At 63.3% G+C, this 16,016-nt stretch carries 16 protein-coding genes; 11 read left to right on the top strand and 5 right to left on the bottom strand.

Annotated elements, in window-relative coordinates:
- The 6 genes from VFZ66_15320 to VFZ66_15295 all read left to right on the top strand — a co-directional run.
- A partial coding sequence (locus VFZ66_15320) for a methylmalonyl-CoA mutase family protein (GenBank protein HEX6290558.1) occupies nucleotides 1-282 on the top strand: 282 nt, incomplete at its 5' end.
- Nucleotides 283-537: 255 nt separating this feature from the next.
- On the top strand, nucleotides 538-1,560 hold the full coding sequence (locus VFZ66_15315; protein ID HEX6290557.1) for a hydroxymethylglutaryl-CoA lyase: 1,023 nt from the start codon (nucleotides 538-540) through the stop codon (nucleotides 1,558-1,560).
- Nucleotides 1,561-1,739: 179 nt separating this feature from the next.
- Nucleotides 1,740-3,347 (top strand): carboxyl transferase domain-containing protein, encoded by a 1,608-nt coding sequence (locus VFZ66_15310; GenBank protein HEX6290556.1) that lies wholly within the window; start codon nucleotides 1,740-1,742, stop codon nucleotides 3,345-3,347.
- Between the two features lie 17 nt (nucleotides 3,348-3,364).
- Nucleotides 3,365-4,348, top strand: coding sequence for a toll/interleukin-1 receptor domain-containing protein (locus tag VFZ66_15305; GenBank protein ID HEX6290555.1), 984 nt, complete (start codon nucleotides 3,365-3,367; stop codon nucleotides 4,346-4,348).
- A gap of 106 nt (nucleotides 4,349-4,454) precedes the next feature.
- The gene (locus VFZ66_15300) at nucleotides 4,455-5,249 is read left to right on the top strand and encodes an enoyl-CoA hydratase-related protein (GenBank protein HEX6290554.1); all 795 of its coding nucleotides are present in this window, start codon (nucleotides 4,455-4,457) and stop codon (nucleotides 5,247-5,249) included.
- 1 nt (nucleotide 5,250) lies between these two features.
- Nucleotides 5,251-7,230 carry an acetyl-CoA carboxylase biotin carboxylase subunit gene (locus VFZ66_15295; protein ID HEX6290553.1) on the top strand — a complete coding sequence of 660 codons (1,980 nt, stop codon included), beginning with the start codon at nucleotides 5,251-5,253 and terminating at the stop codon, nucleotides 7,228-7,230.
- Between the two features lie 54 nt (nucleotides 7,231-7,284).
- On the opposite strand, the gene VFZ66_15290 is transcribed toward VFZ66_15295, so the two are convergent.
- Entirely contained in the window at nucleotides 7,285-8,445 is a 1,161-nt protein-coding gene (locus VFZ66_15290) for a PrsW family intramembrane metalloprotease (GenBank protein ID HEX6290552.1), read from the bottom strand.
- A 293-nt stretch (nucleotides 8,446-8,738) separates the two neighbouring features.
- Between VFZ66_15290 and VFZ66_15285 the strand changes: the two genes are divergently transcribed.
- The 3 genes from VFZ66_15285 (at nucleotide 8,739) to VFZ66_15275 (ending at nucleotide 11,341) form a co-directional block, all read left to right on the top strand.
- Complete coding sequence (locus VFZ66_15285; GenBank protein ID HEX6290551.1) at nucleotides 8,739-9,107, top strand: hypothetical protein; 369 nt, start codon at nucleotides 8,739-8,741, stop codon at nucleotides 9,105-9,107.
- Between the two features lie 107 nt (nucleotides 9,108-9,214).
- A complete protein-coding gene (locus VFZ66_15280; protein HEX6290550.1) occupies nucleotides 9,215-10,876 on the top strand; it encodes an alpha-amylase family glycosyl hydrolase in 1,662 nt (553 codons plus the stop codon).
- Between the two features lie 99 nt (nucleotides 10,877-10,975).
- The gene (locus tag VFZ66_15275) at nucleotides 10,976-11,341 is read left to right on the top strand and encodes a response regulator (GenBank protein HEX6290549.1); all 366 of its coding nucleotides are present in this window, start codon (nucleotides 10,976-10,978) and stop codon (nucleotides 11,339-11,341) included.
- 125 nt (nucleotides 11,342-11,466) lie between these two features.
- On the opposite strand, the gene VFZ66_15270 is transcribed toward VFZ66_15275, so the two are convergent.
- Nucleotides 11,467-11,967: an HIT domain-containing protein gene (locus tag VFZ66_15270; GenBank protein HEX6290548.1), complete on the bottom strand. Its 501-nt coding sequence runs from the start codon at nucleotides 11,965-11,967 to the stop codon at nucleotides 11,467-11,469.
- Nucleotides 11,968-12,140: 173 nt separating this feature from the next.
- On the opposite strand from VFZ66_15270, the gene VFZ66_15265 reads away from it, so the two are divergent.
- Together VFZ66_15265 and VFZ66_15260 are read left to right on the top strand one after the other, a co-directional pair.
- Complete coding sequence (locus VFZ66_15265; GenBank protein ID HEX6290547.1) at nucleotides 12,141-12,563, top strand: toll/interleukin-1 receptor domain-containing protein; 423 nt, start codon at nucleotides 12,141-12,143, stop codon at nucleotides 12,561-12,563.
- A gap of 7 nt (nucleotides 12,564-12,570) precedes the next feature.
- Nucleotides 12,571-12,984, top strand: coding sequence for a toll/interleukin-1 receptor domain-containing protein (locus tag VFZ66_15260; protein ID HEX6290546.1), 414 nt, complete (start codon nucleotides 12,571-12,573; stop codon nucleotides 12,982-12,984).
- Between the two features lie 7 nt (nucleotides 12,985-12,991).
- On the opposite strand, the gene VFZ66_15255 is transcribed toward VFZ66_15260, so the two are convergent.
- From VFZ66_15255 to VFZ66_15245, 3 genes are all read right to left on the bottom strand, one after another.
- Nucleotides 12,992-13,861 carry a YitT family protein gene (locus tag VFZ66_15255; protein HEX6290545.1) on the bottom strand — a complete coding sequence of 290 codons (870 nt, stop codon included), beginning with the start codon at nucleotides 13,859-13,861 and terminating at the stop codon, nucleotides 12,992-12,994.
- Between the two features lie 17 nt (nucleotides 13,862-13,878).
- A protein-coding gene (prfB, locus tag VFZ66_15250) for a peptide chain release factor 2 (protein HEX6290544.1) occupies nucleotides 13,879-15,004 on the bottom strand; the annotation gives its coding sequence in 2 pieces (ribosomal slippage) (nucleotides 13,879-14,928 and nucleotides 14,930-15,004; 1,125 coding nt in all).
- Nucleotides 15,005-15,145: 141 nt separating this feature from the next.
- Complete coding sequence (locus VFZ66_15245; protein ID HEX6290543.1) at nucleotides 15,146-15,931, bottom strand: NAD-dependent deacylase; 786 nt, start codon at nucleotides 15,929-15,931, stop codon at nucleotides 15,146-15,148.
- Nucleotides 15,932-16,016: the final 85 nt, after the last annotated feature.

Raw genomic sequence — 16,016 nt, 5'->3', positions numbered from 1 at the left:
GGCGTCAATAAGTATGCCGTGCAGGAGCCGCTGGAGATCCCTCTTCTGGAGATGGACCCCGAAGGCGAGCGCAAGCATCTTGATCGGCTCAACCGCGTGCGCCGCGAGCGCGACCAGGAGCGCGTGGCCGAGGCGCTTGAGGCGCTGCGGGTTGCGGCTCAGGGCGATCAAAACCTGATGTATCCGGTGCTCGACTGTGTGCGCGCCTACGCGACGATGGGCGAGATCTGCGATGTGCTGCGCGAGGTCTTCGGCATCTATCGCGAGGTGCTGGTCGTCTAGCGCGCCGTCAGGCCGGGATGTGGGCGTCGCCCACTGTTTCTTCTTCCTGCCTGATGGAGAACCAAGAGCCAAGCGAAGAACAAGGGAACAAGCGAACAAAAGAACAACGTGTTAAATCGCTTGTTCCCTTGTTTCTTTGTTCCTTTGTTTCTTTCATGCTTCCCCGCCCGTGTGACAAACTCAGGCCCGTATGCTAGGATACAAACGGCTACTAGCGCCGACGATGACGTCGGCTGTTTTGAGCGAGGAATCGCAATGATGCGAACAGCAGATCGATTACCACTGGCGACGCTGCCCAGGCGCGTTTCGATCCGTGAGGTCGGGCCGCGCGATGGCTTGCAGAATGAAGATGTCTTGCTGACGACCGAGCAGAAGATCGCGCTGATCAACTGCCTGTCGGACTCCGGCCTCGAATATATTGAAGTCGGCTCGTTCGTGCATCCGCGCGCCGTGCCGCAGATGGCCGATACCGCCGAGGTCTTCGCGCGGATCGACCGTCATCCCGGCATTGTGTACAGCGCGATTGCGCCCAACGTCAAAGGCGCGCAGCGGGCGATCGACGCCAACGCCGACGCGATCCAGGTCTTTCTGAGCGCCTCCGAAAGCCACAACCAGAGCAACGTCAACATGAGCATCGCGCAATCGCTGGCGCAGGCCGCCGAGATCGCGCGGCTTGTCCGGGGCGCTGGCAAAATGTTCGACGCGGTGCTCTCGGTGGTCTTCGGCTGCCCGTTCGAGGGCGACGTTCCGATCGCGCGCGTGCTCGACCTGGCGGACCGGCTGGTCGAGATGGGCGCGCAGCAGATTACGCTGGGCGATACCACCGGCATGGCTCATCCCCGGCTGGTGCAGCAGATCTGCCTGGCCTTCGCCGAGCGGCTGCCGAACGTGCCGATCCGGCTCCATCCCCACAGCGCGCGTGGCGCCGGTCTGGCGAATGTGCTGGCGGCGCTGCAAGTGGGCGTGGATCGCTTCGACGCCAGCGTCGGCGGCATCGGCGGCTGCCCGTTCGCGCCGGGAGCGCCCGGCAACGTCTGCACCGAAGACATGGTACATATGCTTCACGAGATGGGCGTCGAAACCGGCGTCAAGCTGCCGAACGTGATGGCCTGCGCGCGCAGCCTTGAGCACCTGCTGGGGCATGAGGTGCCCAGCCAGACGATCAAGGCGGGTATTTGCGGCCACCTGGGGCCGGAGGGAGAGCCGCGAGGAGAGAACAGCGGAGAACCAGGAACCGAAAACCGAGAGCTAACCTCCTCGGTATCAAGTGAGGCTTGATTCTTTTTTTGGTCCTGGCCCTCACCCTCGGTGCTAGCGCACCGCTCCCTGCCTCACGTTCAGGCGGGCTTTTGCCTTCGGGGCCTGCGGCACAGGCGAGGGGAAAGTGGAGCCTTTTGTTCTTTATTCTTTGTTTGTCGTCCATCCCTTTTGGTGCTTAGTTCTAGGTTCTTAACGTTATGCCAATCATCCATTCGCACATCGATACGCGCAGCGAAGAATTCAAACGCAATGCTGAACATAACGAGAGCCTGGCGCGTGAGCTGCGCGAGCGGCTGGCCGAGGCTCGCGAGGGCGGCAAGGCCGAGGCCCGCACCAGGCACGAGTCGCGGGGCAAGCTCTTTGTGCGCGAGCGGATCGAGCGCTTGATCGATCCCGACACGGCGTTTCTTGAGCTATCGCCGCTGGCGGCCTACGACGTGTACGAGGACGACGTTCCCGCCGCCGGGATCGTCACGGGCGTAGGTCGGGTGGCAGGCCAGGAGGTGATGATCGTCGCCAACGACGCGACGGTCAAAGGCGGCACCTACTACCCGCTGACGGTCAAAAAGCACCTGCGGGCACAGGAGATCGCGCAGCAAAACTACCTGCCGTGCATCTATCTGGTGGATAGCGGCGGCGCGTTCCTGCCGCTTCAGGCGGAGGTCTTCCCCGATCGCGAGCACTTCGGGCGGATCTTCTACAACCAGGCGCAGATGTCGGCGCTCGGCATTCCGCAGATCGCCGCCGTGATGGGCTCGTGTACGGCGGGCGGCGCGTACGTGCCCGCGATGAGCGACGAGGTGGTGATCGTCAAGGGCACCGGCACGATCTTTCTGGGCGGCCCGCCGCTGGTCAAAGCCGCCACGGGCGAGGAGGTCACTGCCGAGGAGCTGGGCGGTGCCGACGTGCATACCCGTCTGTCGGGCGTCGCCGACTACTTCGCCGAGGACGACGAGCACGCGCTGGCGCTGGTGCGGCAGATCGTCTCGACGCTCAACCGCCGCAAGCCGCAGCCGTGGACGCTGGCTGTGCCCGAAGAGCCGCGCTACGATCCGCGCGAGCTTTACGGTATCCTGCCCGCCGACACGCGCAAGCAGTACGACGTACGCGAGGTGATCGCGCGCATCGTGGACGGCTCGCGGCTGGATGAGTTCAAGGCGCGCTACGGCACGACGCTGGTCTGTGGCTTCGCGCACATCATGGGCATGCCGATCGGCATCCTCGCCAACAACGGCATCCTCTTCTCCGAGAGCGCGCTCAAGGGCACGCACTTCATCGAGCTATGCGCCAGCCGGGGCATTCCGCTGCTCTTCCTGCAAAACATTACCGGCTTTATGGTCGGCAAAGAGTACGAGAACGGCGGCATCGCCAAGGACGGCGCGAAGCTGGTGATGGCGGTTTCCAACGCGCAGGTGCCCAAGTTTACGGTGATGATCGGCGGCTCGTTCGGCGCGGGCAACTACGGCATGGCCGGGCGCGCGTTCAGCCCGCGTCTGCTGTGGATGTGGCCCAACAGCCGCATCTCGGTGATGGGCGGCACGCAGGCGGCCAACGTGCTGCTGACGGTGCGCCGCGACGGCCTGCGGGCAAAAGGCAAGGATCTATCGCCTGAGGAGCAGCAGCAGTTCATGCAGCCGATCCTCGACAAGTACGAGGCCGAGGGCAACCCGTACTACTCCACGGCGCGGCTGTGGGACGACGGCATTCTCGATCCGGTCGATACGCGCATGGCGCTGGCGCTGGGCCTGTCGATGGCGGCCAACGCGCCGCTTCTGCCGACGCAGTGGGGCGTGTTCCGCATGTAGCACGCTACGAGGAGCGCATGACTTTCAACGTCTTCGTCAGCTATGCACGGGAAGATAGCGGCTTTGCCCTGCAACTGGCGCGCGATCTCAAAGCCAGCGGCGTGCCCGTTTGGGTCGACCAGTGGGATATTTCCGCTGGCGTCTCGTGGCCGCACGCGATCCAGGAGGCGCTGAGAGCATGCACGCATTTTCTGATCGTGCTGTCGCCGTACTCGGTAGCCTCGACGGAGGTGCATAACGAGCTGAACTATGTGCTCGGCAAAGGCAAGCACATCTTGCCGGTGCTGTACGCTCCCTGCGAGATCCCATATCGCATCCAGTCGCTTGAGTACGTCGATTTCACGACCGGTCGGCAGCAGTATCAGGATGCGGTCGGAAAGCTCATCCGGCTTTTCTCGACCACAACCCGGTTACCGCCTGTGGCTCCGCCCGCCGCGCGGCCAGCGCCCCCGCCAGGTGGTACGGTGGCGCAGCCGGGACGCCGGACATGCGCGCTCTCGACGGTGTTGGTCGGCGTGATCGCGCTGGCGGTGGTTGCGGGGGCTTGCTGGTTCGTTGTGCCGCAGGTCAGTGGTGTGCTGGCTGGCTGGCTTGGGAATCGATGTGACAATCCTCAAGAGCTAACGGCCTCTGCTCCGGGCGGCCCGTGGTCGTCGGGCGATGTGAGCGGCGTTGAGCTGGTGGTCGATGGCGTCGAGCTTAGCAACGATGGCGGCACGTCGACGATTCATATGACCGCTAAAAATAATACCAACCAGGCGGTCAGGCTCTTCCTGTTCGGGCGTTTTACTGTGATCGATAATTTCAATACAACCTACGAGGCTGATCCATTCAGCAGCTCGTGGCCGGATGAGGTTCCGGCGTGTGAGGTCGTATCCGGCGATATTCTGCTGGAGAGTCCGCTCGATCCAAACGGATCGCCGTTTCGCGCGACGTTTACGAATGTAGCGATCGGTTGGGGAACGCGCGATATTGGGGTTCGGGATATCGACCCGCAATAAGGCCAGCGCGGAGCATGAAACGACATGACGTTGATTGGGAATGATCGGCGCATGGCCTGGATCTATCTGTTTATCGCCGGGCTGCGGCTGGTGGCGGAGCATTGAGATGACAACATATCTTTCGATCGATCGACATGGCCCGGTGACGACGGTGACGCTCAACCGGCCTGAGATTCATAATGCGTTCGATCCGCTGATGATCGCCGAGCTGCACGGCTGCTTTCAAGAGCTGGCGACCGACGCGGGTACGCGGGTGGTGGTGCTGACCGGCGCGGGACAGTCGTTCTGCGCGGGAGCCGACCTAAGCTGGATGCGCGCGACGCTGGACTATACCCGGCCCGACAATATCGCGGATGCCGCGCGCATGGCCGAGATGTACGAGGCCGTGAACTCGCTGCCCAAGCCAGTGATCGGGCGGATCAACGGCGCGGCGGTCGGCGGCGGCGTGGGCCTGGTAGCCTGCTGCGACATTGCCATCGCCGCCGAGGGTGCCAAGTTCGGCTTTAGCGAGGTCAAGCTTGGGATCGTGCCCGGCGTGATCGCGCGCTACGTGGTGCCGAAGATCGGCGCGAGCCATGCCCGCGCGCTGTTTGTGTCGGGGCGGCGCTTCGACGCGACCCACGCGCAGCGGATCGGTCTGATCCACGATGTGGTACCGGCGGCGCAGTTGGACGCGGCGGTGCAGAAGGCGATCGAGGATCTGCTGACGAGCGGGCCGGAGGCGATCGGACGGGCCAAGCACCTGGTGCATGCGGTGGCGACGCTGCCGCACGCCGAGATGCAGCGCTATACGGTCGAGGCCATCGCCAACGCGCGCATCAGCGCCGAGGGACAGGAGGGGCTGCGCGCGTTTTTGGAGAAGCGCAAGCCAAATTGGATTGAGCAGGATACGTCGAAGTAATATGCCATATTTCAACAAAGTTCTGATCGCCAACCGTGGCGAGATCGCCGTTCGGTTGATGCGCGCCTGCCAGGAGCTAGGCATTCGCACCGTCGCGGTCTACTCCGAGGCGGATCGGCAGGCGTTGCATGTGCGGCTGGCCGACGAAGCCTATCCGATCGGTCCCGCGCCCGCCGCCGAGAGCTACCTCCGCGCCGAGAAAATCGTTGAAGCTGCAAGGCGGGCAGGAGCCGAGGCGATCCATCCCGGCTACGGCTTTTTGTCGGAGCGTGCCCATTTTGCGCGGGCATGCGCCGAGGCGGGCATTGTGTTCATCGGCCCGCCCGCCGACGCGATCGAGCGCATGGGCTCGAAGATCGAATCGAAGCGGCTGGCGGTGGCGCACGATGTGCCGGTGGTGCCCGGCTACGACGGCGCGGATCAGTCCGTCGAGACGCTGCAAGCCGAGGCCGAGCGAATCGGCTATCCGCTGCTGATCAAGGCCAGCGCTGGCGGCGGCGGCAAGGGCATGCGCGCGGTCCATGCGGCGGCGGAGTTTGTCGCGGCGCTCGAAGGAGCCAAGCGCGAGGCGCAGGCGGCCTTTGGCGACGACGCGGTGCTGCTCGAAAAGCTGATCCTCAGGCCGCGTCACGTCGAGATCCAGGTCTTTGCCGATGGACACGGCAACACGATCTATCTCGGCGAGCGCGAGTGCTCGATCCAGCGGCGGCACCAGAAGATCGTGGAGGAAAGCCCGTCGGTGGCGCTCACGCCAGAGCTGCGGGCGCGCATGGGCGCGGCTGCCGTGCGCGTGGCGGAGGCGGTCGGCTACCGCAACGCGGGCACGGTCGAGTTTATGCTCGACGAGGATGGACAGTTCTATTTTCTGGAGATGAACACCCGCCTTCAGGTGGAGCATCCGGTCACGGAGCTTGTCACCGGGCTGGATCTGGCGCATCTGCAACTGGCAATCGCCGCCGGTGAGCCGCTGCCGCTCACGCAGGACGATGTGACGCTGCGCGGCCATGCGATCGAGGTGCGCGTCTATGCCGAAGATCCGGTGGCGATGCTGCCTTCGATCGGGCAGGTGGCGCTCTTCGCGCCGCCGGAAGGGCCGGGCATTCGCAATGATGTCGGGCTGTCGAGCGGCGATGAGGTTTCGGTCAACTACGATCCGATGCTGGCGAAGCTGATCGTCGGCGCTCCCACGCGCGCTGCTGCGATCGACCGGCTGGAGCGTGCCCTCGCGGACTACACGGTGCTGGGCATTACCACGAATATCCCCCTGCTCCAGGCGATCGTGGCGCATCCCGCCTTTGCCGAGGGCACGACCACCACCGATTTTCTGCAAACCCATGCGATCGGCGAGACGCTGCGCACGCCGGAGCCGCTGCCCGCTGAGGTGCTGTACGCGGCGGCGCTGAGCGAGCTACAGCCGCGTCCCTCGCCCGATCCGTGGGCGCTCCCGTGGCGCGTCGGCGGCGCGGATCGACGCCTGGCCTATCGCTTTGGCGAGCAGGAGCATGTGGTGCTGGCTACTCCACGCGACGATCGAACCTGGCGGCTGACCGTCGACGGCACCGCTCGCGAGGTTGTATGTGTCGCCGTGCGCGGCCATGCGCTGACGCTGAGCGTGGACGGGACGCAGGCGCGGCTCCATGTCGCGCAGGCAGACAGCGCGCTGCTGGTCGGGTGGCGTGGCCGCAGCTACCGATTGCAGAAGGTCGAGGCGCTCAGCGTCGACACGCTCGGCAGCATCCACTCCGGCCATGCCGGGCATACCAGCCTGGAAGCGCCGATGCCGGGCACGATCATCAAGGTGCTGGTGCAGCCGGGCGAGCATGTCACGGCCAATCAGCCGTTGATCGTGATGGAGGCGATGAAGATGGAGCATACGATCGTCGCGCCGTACGCGGGCGTGGTCAGCGCCGTGCCGTTTACCGCCGGACAGCTTGTGAGTGGCGGCGCGACGCTGATCGAGCTTGACGACGAGGAAGGGTAGCGAATCAGAAAGGGGAAGTTTGGGGGACTCCCCCAAACCCCCGGCCTTTCGGCCCTACGAGCGCTGCTTGTGCCGAAACGTGTCGCGCAGCTCGCCGCGCAGGTTGCCGACGTAGAGCCGCAGCGCAACTGCCAGGTTGCGCTCGGCGTAGGCCGCGCCCTGCTCGCCTTTGGCATCCATCAGGAAGAAGCGCAGCAGCAGAATGCCGATCGCGCCGAGCATCAGGTGCAGCACCGGCAGGTTCAAAACGATCAGCGGCGGCAGGTAGTCCCACAGCAGATGCAGCACGATCGAGCAGGCCAGCGCGATCAGGACGTTGGTGTTGAGCGGACGGTAGCCGTTGACGTGCTCGCGCCAGAGCGCGGCGGCGATGATCGCAGTCCAGGTGCCGTGGCCCAGCGGCGCCAGCAGCGCGCGCAGCCGAATCACGTCGTGCATCGTTTCCAGGCCGCCGTCGCCGATCAGCGCGCTAAAGGCATAGCCCATGCTCTCGAACGCGGCAAAGCCCATGCCGGTGGCCGCGCCCAGCACGATCCCGTGCATAACTGTAGGATAGCGCTGACGCGCCGACACCAGAAATGGCAGCAGGATGCTCAGCTTTGCCAGCTCCTCGCTCACGCTGACGATCGCGGCGTTGAAGAGCGAGAGCTGCCCGAAGAGGCCGGTCGCCGCCGAGGTGATCAGGTATGCCTCAAGCAGCGAGGCCATCATCGAGCCGACCACGCCGCCGAAGAAGAAGAGCAGCGCGATCTTCGACAGCGGCACGTCGTAGAGCGTGCCATCCTCGTACAGGTAGGCGATATAGACCACGGGCACCAGAAACGTGCCGATCATCAGGAGTTGCGGCAGCAGGATCGCGTTCTGCGTGCGTACGACGACCGAGTTGAGCGCCAGGTAGAGCGCAATGCCGATCAGCAGGATCTTCCACCACCAGCGCTGCCACTGCGATACCACCATCGATTTACCCATGTTCGCCACCAGCGCCGCGACTTCGGCTGCGGATCGCGATGGCGCTGCCGTCGGCGTTGCCGTGGCCGGACGTGCCATGATCACCGTCGGCGCATCGTGGATCGAGGGCGTCACGGGCATGCCGCTGCTCAGACGGCCCGGATCGATCGCGACCGGCGTCGGGCGGGCTGTCGTCAGGGCTTGTCCACAGATCGGGCAAAACCGGGCGGAGGCGACGACGGTCGCGCCGCACTGTGTACACTGCATCGCTTGGCGCTCCTTAAATCTCTGTTGCTCGATGGGCTGGATACGATGATTGAGAGCCTAATGATACTCACTCGTCCGATGTTTGTCTAGGGAGCGGCTGTCAGGCAGGAGTGCTTAAATTTCGCCTTTTTGCGATTGTTCACTGTCAACCACCTGTTCGACCATTTCTCCACTTTCTTATAGATAAACCATATCGATAGCCGCGCTCAGGCAAGCGGAAGCTATAGATCGCTTCTGTTTCTTGCTGGCGTAGTTGTTGCTTAATGCACCGCAGACACGCACGAGGTGACGAGATGCAGGTGTGGGAAGTCTGGTATCCGCAGGCCGCAGCCGATGGGCTGCTGCTGGCGCGCGGCAAGCTCGATCCGACCGATGTGCTCTGGCTGCACGCCGCGCCCGACACGATCCGCGTTGAGGTGCGCACCATGGACGGCCAGCGCGTGGCCTACGGCGATCAGCTCAAGGCGACGGGCGAGTATCCCATGACGTGCCTCTCGATGCAGGGCGATCGGATCGAGCGCAAGGACCGCTGGCCGACCGAGGCCGATCTGGGCGCGCTGGTGCTGCTGCCCGGCGGCGAGGTTGGGCATCTGACAGCGTGGTGGAACGCCGAGGACGGCCAGGAGTGGCGCTGGTCGGTGGAATTCTATAACCACCGCTGACGATTTTTAGCGAAGAAAGGTTGCAACGTTGCTGCGAACTGTGCCTGAGACGCACAACCCGGCACACAACCTACTCGGAATGATCTTGAAATAAAGGCACGATTCTCATGGCACACCAAACATCCCCCTCGGTTGAGGCCGCGCCCGACGGCCTGGTTCCCGGCGCGATTGATCGCGGCGATGGCACCGTAACCTTCGGGCTGTACGCTCTCGGCAAACAGTCGATCCATGTGGTCGGCGACTTCAACGATTGGCAGCGCGATGCCGATCCGCTCAACGTGACCGAAGACGGCCTCTGGTGGATCGTCAAGCAGCTTGAGCCGGGCACCTATCACTATAAGTTCCTTGTCGACGGCGAGCTTGAGATTGTCGATCCCTGCGCGCGGCGGCTATCGTTCGACGCTACGCCGCTGATCGTGGTGGGAGCCGAGCCCTACGCCTGGGGCGACTCCGGCTGGGATCGTCCGCCCTTCAACGATCTGGTGATCTATGAGCTGCATATCGGCGATTTCAGCGCGCCCTACACGTACCGCAGCGTGATCGAGAAGTTGCCCTATCTGCGCGATCTGGGCGTCAACGCGCTTGAGCTGCTGCCGGTCTTTGGCTTCGGCGGCAAGCCCGGCTGGGGCTACGATCCGCGCTTCTTCTTCGCGCCTGAGCAGAGCTACGGCTCGCCGGAGGACCTCAAGGCGCTGATCGACCAGGCGCATCAGCACGGCATCGCGGTGATTCTGGATGTGGTCTTTGCCCATACCTCGCGGGATCATCCGTTTAACATGCTCTATCCCTACGGTCAAAGCCCGTGGTACGGCGATAACGATATGTCGGAGCCCAACAGGTTTGGCTTTCCGAAGCTCGATCATACCAGACCGGCCACGAAAGATTTTGTGCGCGATGTGCAGAATTACTGGATCAATGAGTATCACATCGACGGCTTTCGCTACGACTATACGCTCGGCATCGGCTATAACATGGAGCACGGCGTGAGCTATCTCGCCCACGCGGCCCGCCAGACGATGCCGAATCTCTATCTGATCGCGGAGCAAAGCCCCGAAAAGCCGGAGATCGTCCGCGATAACAGCTTGAGCGGCGCGTGGCATGTGCGCTTTAGCTATATGGCGCGGGCGCTGCTACGCCAGGGGCAGTACCTCGATTGGAGCTGGGACAACGCCGATCTGTGGCCGACGCTGCTGGATGCCCAGCGCGAGGGCTACGAGCATCCGGCGCAGATGGTCAACTACCTCGAAAGTCACGACGAGCCGCGTATCGTGTACGAGGTGCTGACGGTTGAAGGCATGACCGAGGAGGCCGCGCGCTACAAGTCGGCGCTGGGCGCGACGCTGCTGCTGACCACGCCCGGCGTTCCGCTGCTGCTGCATGGTCAGGAGTGGGGCGAGCAGACCGAAAAGCACGCAGGGCATAATCCACTGCACTGGGAGGCGCTCGATACCGATGCGGGGCTGGGCCTGAAAACACACTACCAGACGCTCATCGGCACCCGGCGCGACCATCCGGCGCTGCGCAGCGCCAACATCGCGGTCGATCACCTGTCGGCGGAGCACAAGACGCTGGTCTTTCATCGCTGGGACGAGGGCGGCGATGAGGTGGTGGCGGCGCTGAATTTCTCGCCCGCCGAGCAGCAGATCGAGGTGGCCTTTCCGAGCGCGGGCCGCTGGCGCGATGTGATCTCAGGCGAGGAGGTCGAGGCCGACGGCCCGTGCCAGCTTGGCTTCGGCGCGTCGCAGGGCCGCGTTTTCGTCAGGGTCTAGAGCAGGTCGGCGTCGCGGCGGGGCTGCTACCGGCATACGTAATGTCTGCTATAATGTCGCCGGTTGCATCCCCCTGGCTGTGCTGCATAAAGGTGCCTCATGCCCAAGACGGTATTTATAATTGACGACGACGCGAATATCCTCGCGGTGTTGGAGATCGCGTTGAAACAGGCGGGCTACCATGTTGAGCTAGCCTCCGATGGCGAGGAAGGTCTTGCGCGGCTTGAGACGATCCAGCCCGATGTGGTCGTCTCCGATGTGATGATGCCCAATATGGACGGCGTTCAGTTCTTTCGGGCGATCCAGCAGCGCCTCAGCTATGAGGGCGTGCCGATCATCATGATGACGGCGCTGGCGCGCAAGCCCTGGTTTACCGAGCTAGAGGCAGAAGGAGCCGTGGTCGTCCATAAGCCGTTCCATGTCGAGCGGCTCGTCTCGCTGATCGAGATGTACGTCGCCGAGTAGCGCGCTGTCGTCCAGCGCCACCAGGAGATTCGGCGGCGCTGGCGCTTTGGGCTGCTCGATCAACGCTGCAAGGGCGTAGACGCTACGCACCCACAACCACATCCATCACCGTCGATCTCCCGAATCTACTGCTTGAAGGCATCGAAGCGCGGCTTCAGCGCGGCGTAGGTGTCGTCGATCGCCTCCGGGATCAGCTTAACGCCGCCGATCAGCGGCATAAAGTTGGTATCGCCGTTCCAGCGGGGCACGACATGCACGTGCAGGTGTTGATCGACGCCCGCGCCGCTGACTCGCCCCAGGTTCATGCCCAGGTTGAAGCCGTGCGGCTGCATTTCGGCCTCAAGCACGGCGGTGCAGCGCTGCCCCAGCTCCATAATCTCCGCCGCGACCGCTGGCTCAAGGCGCGCAAAATCGGCGGTGTGGGCGTACGGCGCGACCATCAGGTGGCCGGGGTTGTAGGGGTACAGGTTCATCAGCACATAGGCGTGCTCGCCGCGATAAAGCACCAGCTTCTCGGCGTCCCGTCTGGCCTCGTGGGCGACACACAGCACGCAGCCCGTCTCCTGGTGGCTGTCGCTGCTGCTCTTAATGTATTGTCCGCGCCACGGCGTCCACTTGATCTCCATGCAAGCTCCTTCGTGTGTATCGAGAGCTAGAGTTTAACATTGTTTCAGCAGATCAGCGCGGATTGCCTGCGGCCAGTGTCGAGAAATGGAGGAATCCGCGCATTGATAATGTATATCGGTCAGCCTATAATACATACCAACGGTGGTAGCAGTGATGCTGGAAAGGGCGTTTGATGAAAGTATTTATCAGTTATGCTCATACCGATGAGCACCTGGCAGAACAGGTGGCGCACGGGTTAGAAGAAAACGGGCTAGATGTGTTCCTTGATGAGCAACAAATTATGCCGGGCGATAATTGGGCCGCTAAAATCGCACAGGGCCTCCAAGAGTCTCAAGCGATGGTAGTGCTCCTGACACGCGATGCGCTAACATCGCGTCGTGTACGGCACGACATCGACTATGCGTTGAGCAACCAAGACTACAGCGGTCGCCTGATACCCGTGCTAGCCGAGTCTAAGGAAGCGCTGTTGAAAGAAGATATTCCCTGGATTTTATGGCATCTGAAGCCGATTACGCTGACGGATCATCACCAGGAAGAAGGCATCAGGCAAATTGCGCAGGTATTAAAAACAGCGCCCAAGACGTTGTCACGCTAGACGCTCTATGCTGCCCAATGAAGTCTTTCTCTCACATAGCAGCCAGGATCATGCGTTTGTGGCCCAACTGGCCCAGGTCTTGAGCCGCCATGCCATCCCCGTCTGGTATAGCCCAATCAACATCATTGGATCGCAGTTGTGGCACGACGAGATTGGGGCGGCGCTCAACCGCTGCGATTGGTTCGTGATCGTGCTCTCGCCGCACTCCATTCAATCGATGTGGGTGAAGCGAGAGCTGTTATTTGCGTTACGGCAGAACCGATTCGAGGATAACATTGTTCCCCTGGTCTACCAGCCGTGTGATTATGCCCAGTTTTCCTGGGTGCTGCCGCAATTCCAGGTTGTCGATTTTACACGTGCCCAGGAAGACGGCTACCGCGCGCTGCTGCGTATCTGGGGCATAGGCTACCGCCAGGCCTGATCCCCGCTCACTCGATCGCGGGGCGGAAGCCTTCGCCCAGCACCTCGTTGACATTGCTGAAGATCACGAACGCATCGGCGTCGCAGCTACGTACGATCGCTTTGACCATGCTGACCTCCGACTGTGCGACGACCGACAGCAGCACGGTGCGCTCGCTGGCGGTGTAGCCGCCGCGCCCCTCAAGCACCGTCACGCCGCGTCCCAGCGAGCTCAGGATCGCCGCCTGAATCCGCGCGGGATGCTCGGTGATGATCACGGCCTGCCGCGCGTACGACGCGCCCTCCAGCACCAGATCGACTGTGCGCCCGCTGATGAACGCTACCAGCAGCGCGTACAGCAGCTTATCGAGCGAGAACAGATAGGCGGCGGCGGCAAAGACGATCACGTTCATCACCAGCAGCGAGCGGCCCATCGGCACGGCCTTCCAGCGCTGCACAAAGCGCGCGATGATGTCGGTACCGCCGGTTGTGCCTCGCACCCGAAAGACCAGCCCGATGCCCACGCCGTCCAGCACGCCGCCGTACAGCGTGTACAGCAGGGGATCGCGCGTGGCGTGCATGTAGCGTCCGACGTACGGCGCGAGCAGATCGATCGCCAGCGCGAGCGCGACCGTCGCGTAGACCGTGCGGATGCCGAACACAAAGCCGCCCAGGTAGCGAAAGCCCGCGATCAGCAGCGGAATATTGAAGAGCAGGCTGAGCAGGCCGACGGGCAGGCCGACCAGATCGTTGAGGATGATCGCTACGCCGGTGATGCCGCCCGTGACGACGTTGTTCGGCACCAGAAACAGATCGACGGAGATCGCGATGCAGATCACGCCGATCGTCATGATCAAATAATCGCGCAAGACCCGCGCGATTGTTGGAAGATACTTCATGATCGGTCCGCCGCGCATTACGGCTCATCCTGCTCGATGTTCTGGCGCAGAAACGCCTCGACGAACAGGTCGATGTCGCCGTCGAGCACCGCCTGGGTATTGCTGGTTTCGGCATTGGTGCGGTGGTCTTTGACCATGTTGTACGGATGCAGCACGTACGAGCGGATCTGATTGCCCCAGGCCGCCTCGCGATACTCGCCGCGCAGCTTGCGCCGCTCTTCGCGCTGGCGCTGGATCTCGCGCTCCAGCAGCCTGGCCTTGAGCACTTTCATCGCCGTCTCTTTGTTCTGAAGCTGCGACCGCTCGTTCTGGCAGGTGACGACGATCTGCTCGGGCGTGCCGGGCTTGTACGTCAGCCGCACTGCCGAGTCGGTGGTATTGACGCCCTGGCCGCCGTGACCGCCCGCCCGGAACACATCCACGCGCAGATCGTCGGGGCTGACCGTGATCTCGATCGCGTCGTCGACCTCCGGCATCACCTCCACGCCCGCAAACGAGGTGTGGCGACGATGCGCCTGATCGAAGGGCGATAGCCGCACCAGCCGATGCACGCCCGCCTCGGCCTTGGCGTAGCCGTAGGCGTACGGCCCGCGCAGCTCGATCGTCGCGCTCTTGATACCGGCCTCTTCGGCTGGCATATCGTCGAGCAGCGCGACTTTCCACCCGTGCTGCTCGCCCCAGCGCATATACATGCGCAGCAGCATCGCGGCAAAATCGGCGGAGTCGACGCCGCCCGCGCCCGGCTGGATCGTCATAAAGGCCGCTGCGTCGTCGTACTGCCCTGAGAGCAGCGTGCTGATCTCAAGCTCATCGACCGTCCTGGTAAGCTGCCCGACCTCGACCTCAAGCTCGGCGAGCATCGCCGCGTCATCCTCGGCGGCGGACAGCTCAAGCAGCTCGGCGGTAGTGTTGAGCCGATCATCCAGCGTCTTCCATTTGGTCGTTTCGGCCTGGAGCGTGGATAGACGTTGCATGGCGCTCTGGGCTGTGCCCGGATCGCTCCAAAAGTCGGGATCGCTCGACTGTGCCTCTAGCTCGGCGATCTGTTGCTCGCGCGCCGCTAAGTCAAAGCCGCCCGCGCAGCGCTTCAAATCGCGCTCGCAGGCTCTCCACTTCGTTCAAAAGCTCGCTAAATGTTGCCATGTGTATACCTTAGATTGGTTCCAAGTTTCGAGTTCAACGTTCAAAGTTGCGCGTTCAGGCCCTCACCCCGGCGCTTGCGCGCTACCCCTCTCCCACTACGGCAGGCGAGGGGAAGACATAGTGGGGCCAGCCACCGCCGGGCTAGCCGTCGGCGACGATCTGCGGCAGCGCCACCGCAACATCTTCGTGCAGCAGCGCGTGGGCATAGTCGTCGGCCCAGGTCGGCGTGTAGTTGACGATGATCAGCCGCGCGCCGTGCCGGAGCGCCGTCTCCGGCAGATCGGCGACCGGATACACCTCAAGGCCGGTGCCCGCGACAATCAGCAGATCGCAGTGCTTGATCGCCGCCTCGGCGCGCTGCCAGACACCAGTCGGCAGCAGCTCGTCGAACAGGATAATGTCGGGCTTGATCGCGCCGCCACAGGCGCAGCGCGGGACGAGGCCCTGCTGCGCCGCCGCGAGATGCTCGGCTGCGGCATACGAGCGACCACATCTGGTACAGGTTGCCGTCCGCAGATGGCCGTGCAGCTCGTACACGGTGTGCGAGCCCGCCTTCTGGTGCAGCCCGTCGATGTTCTGGGTAATGATCGCCGCGAGCTTGCCCCGCCGCTCAAGCTCGGCCAGCGCGTAATGCGCCGGATTCGGCTCGGCGTTGAGCATCGTCGGGATCAGCGGCTTGATCCAGCGATAAAACGGCTGCGGGTCGCGCTTGAACGCGCCCAGCGACGCGACGATCGCGGGATCGGCGCTGTGCCACACGCCCGATGTCGGCGAGCGAAAATCGGGAATGCCCGACGGCGTGCTGATGCCCGCGCCGGTCAGCGCGACGATCCGCCGCGCGGCGCGCACGAAGCCGCGCGCCTGTTCTAGCGATAGCCCGACCATGCCGGGAATGGTAGCACACGGCGGCGGGTGAAACAAGCGCACCGGCTGAGATCATATGATCTCAGCCGGTGCGCACATGTGTTGCTCGTCAGCTAGTAGCGGTTGTAGCCACCACCGCCACCACCAC

Source organism: Herpetosiphonaceae bacterium, assembly GCA_036374795.1.
In the GTDB taxonomy this organism is placed as follows: Bacteria; Chloroflexota; Chloroflexia; order Chloroflexales; family Kallotenuaceae; genus LB3-1.
This window is presented reverse-complemented; position numbering and strand designations above follow the sequence as displayed.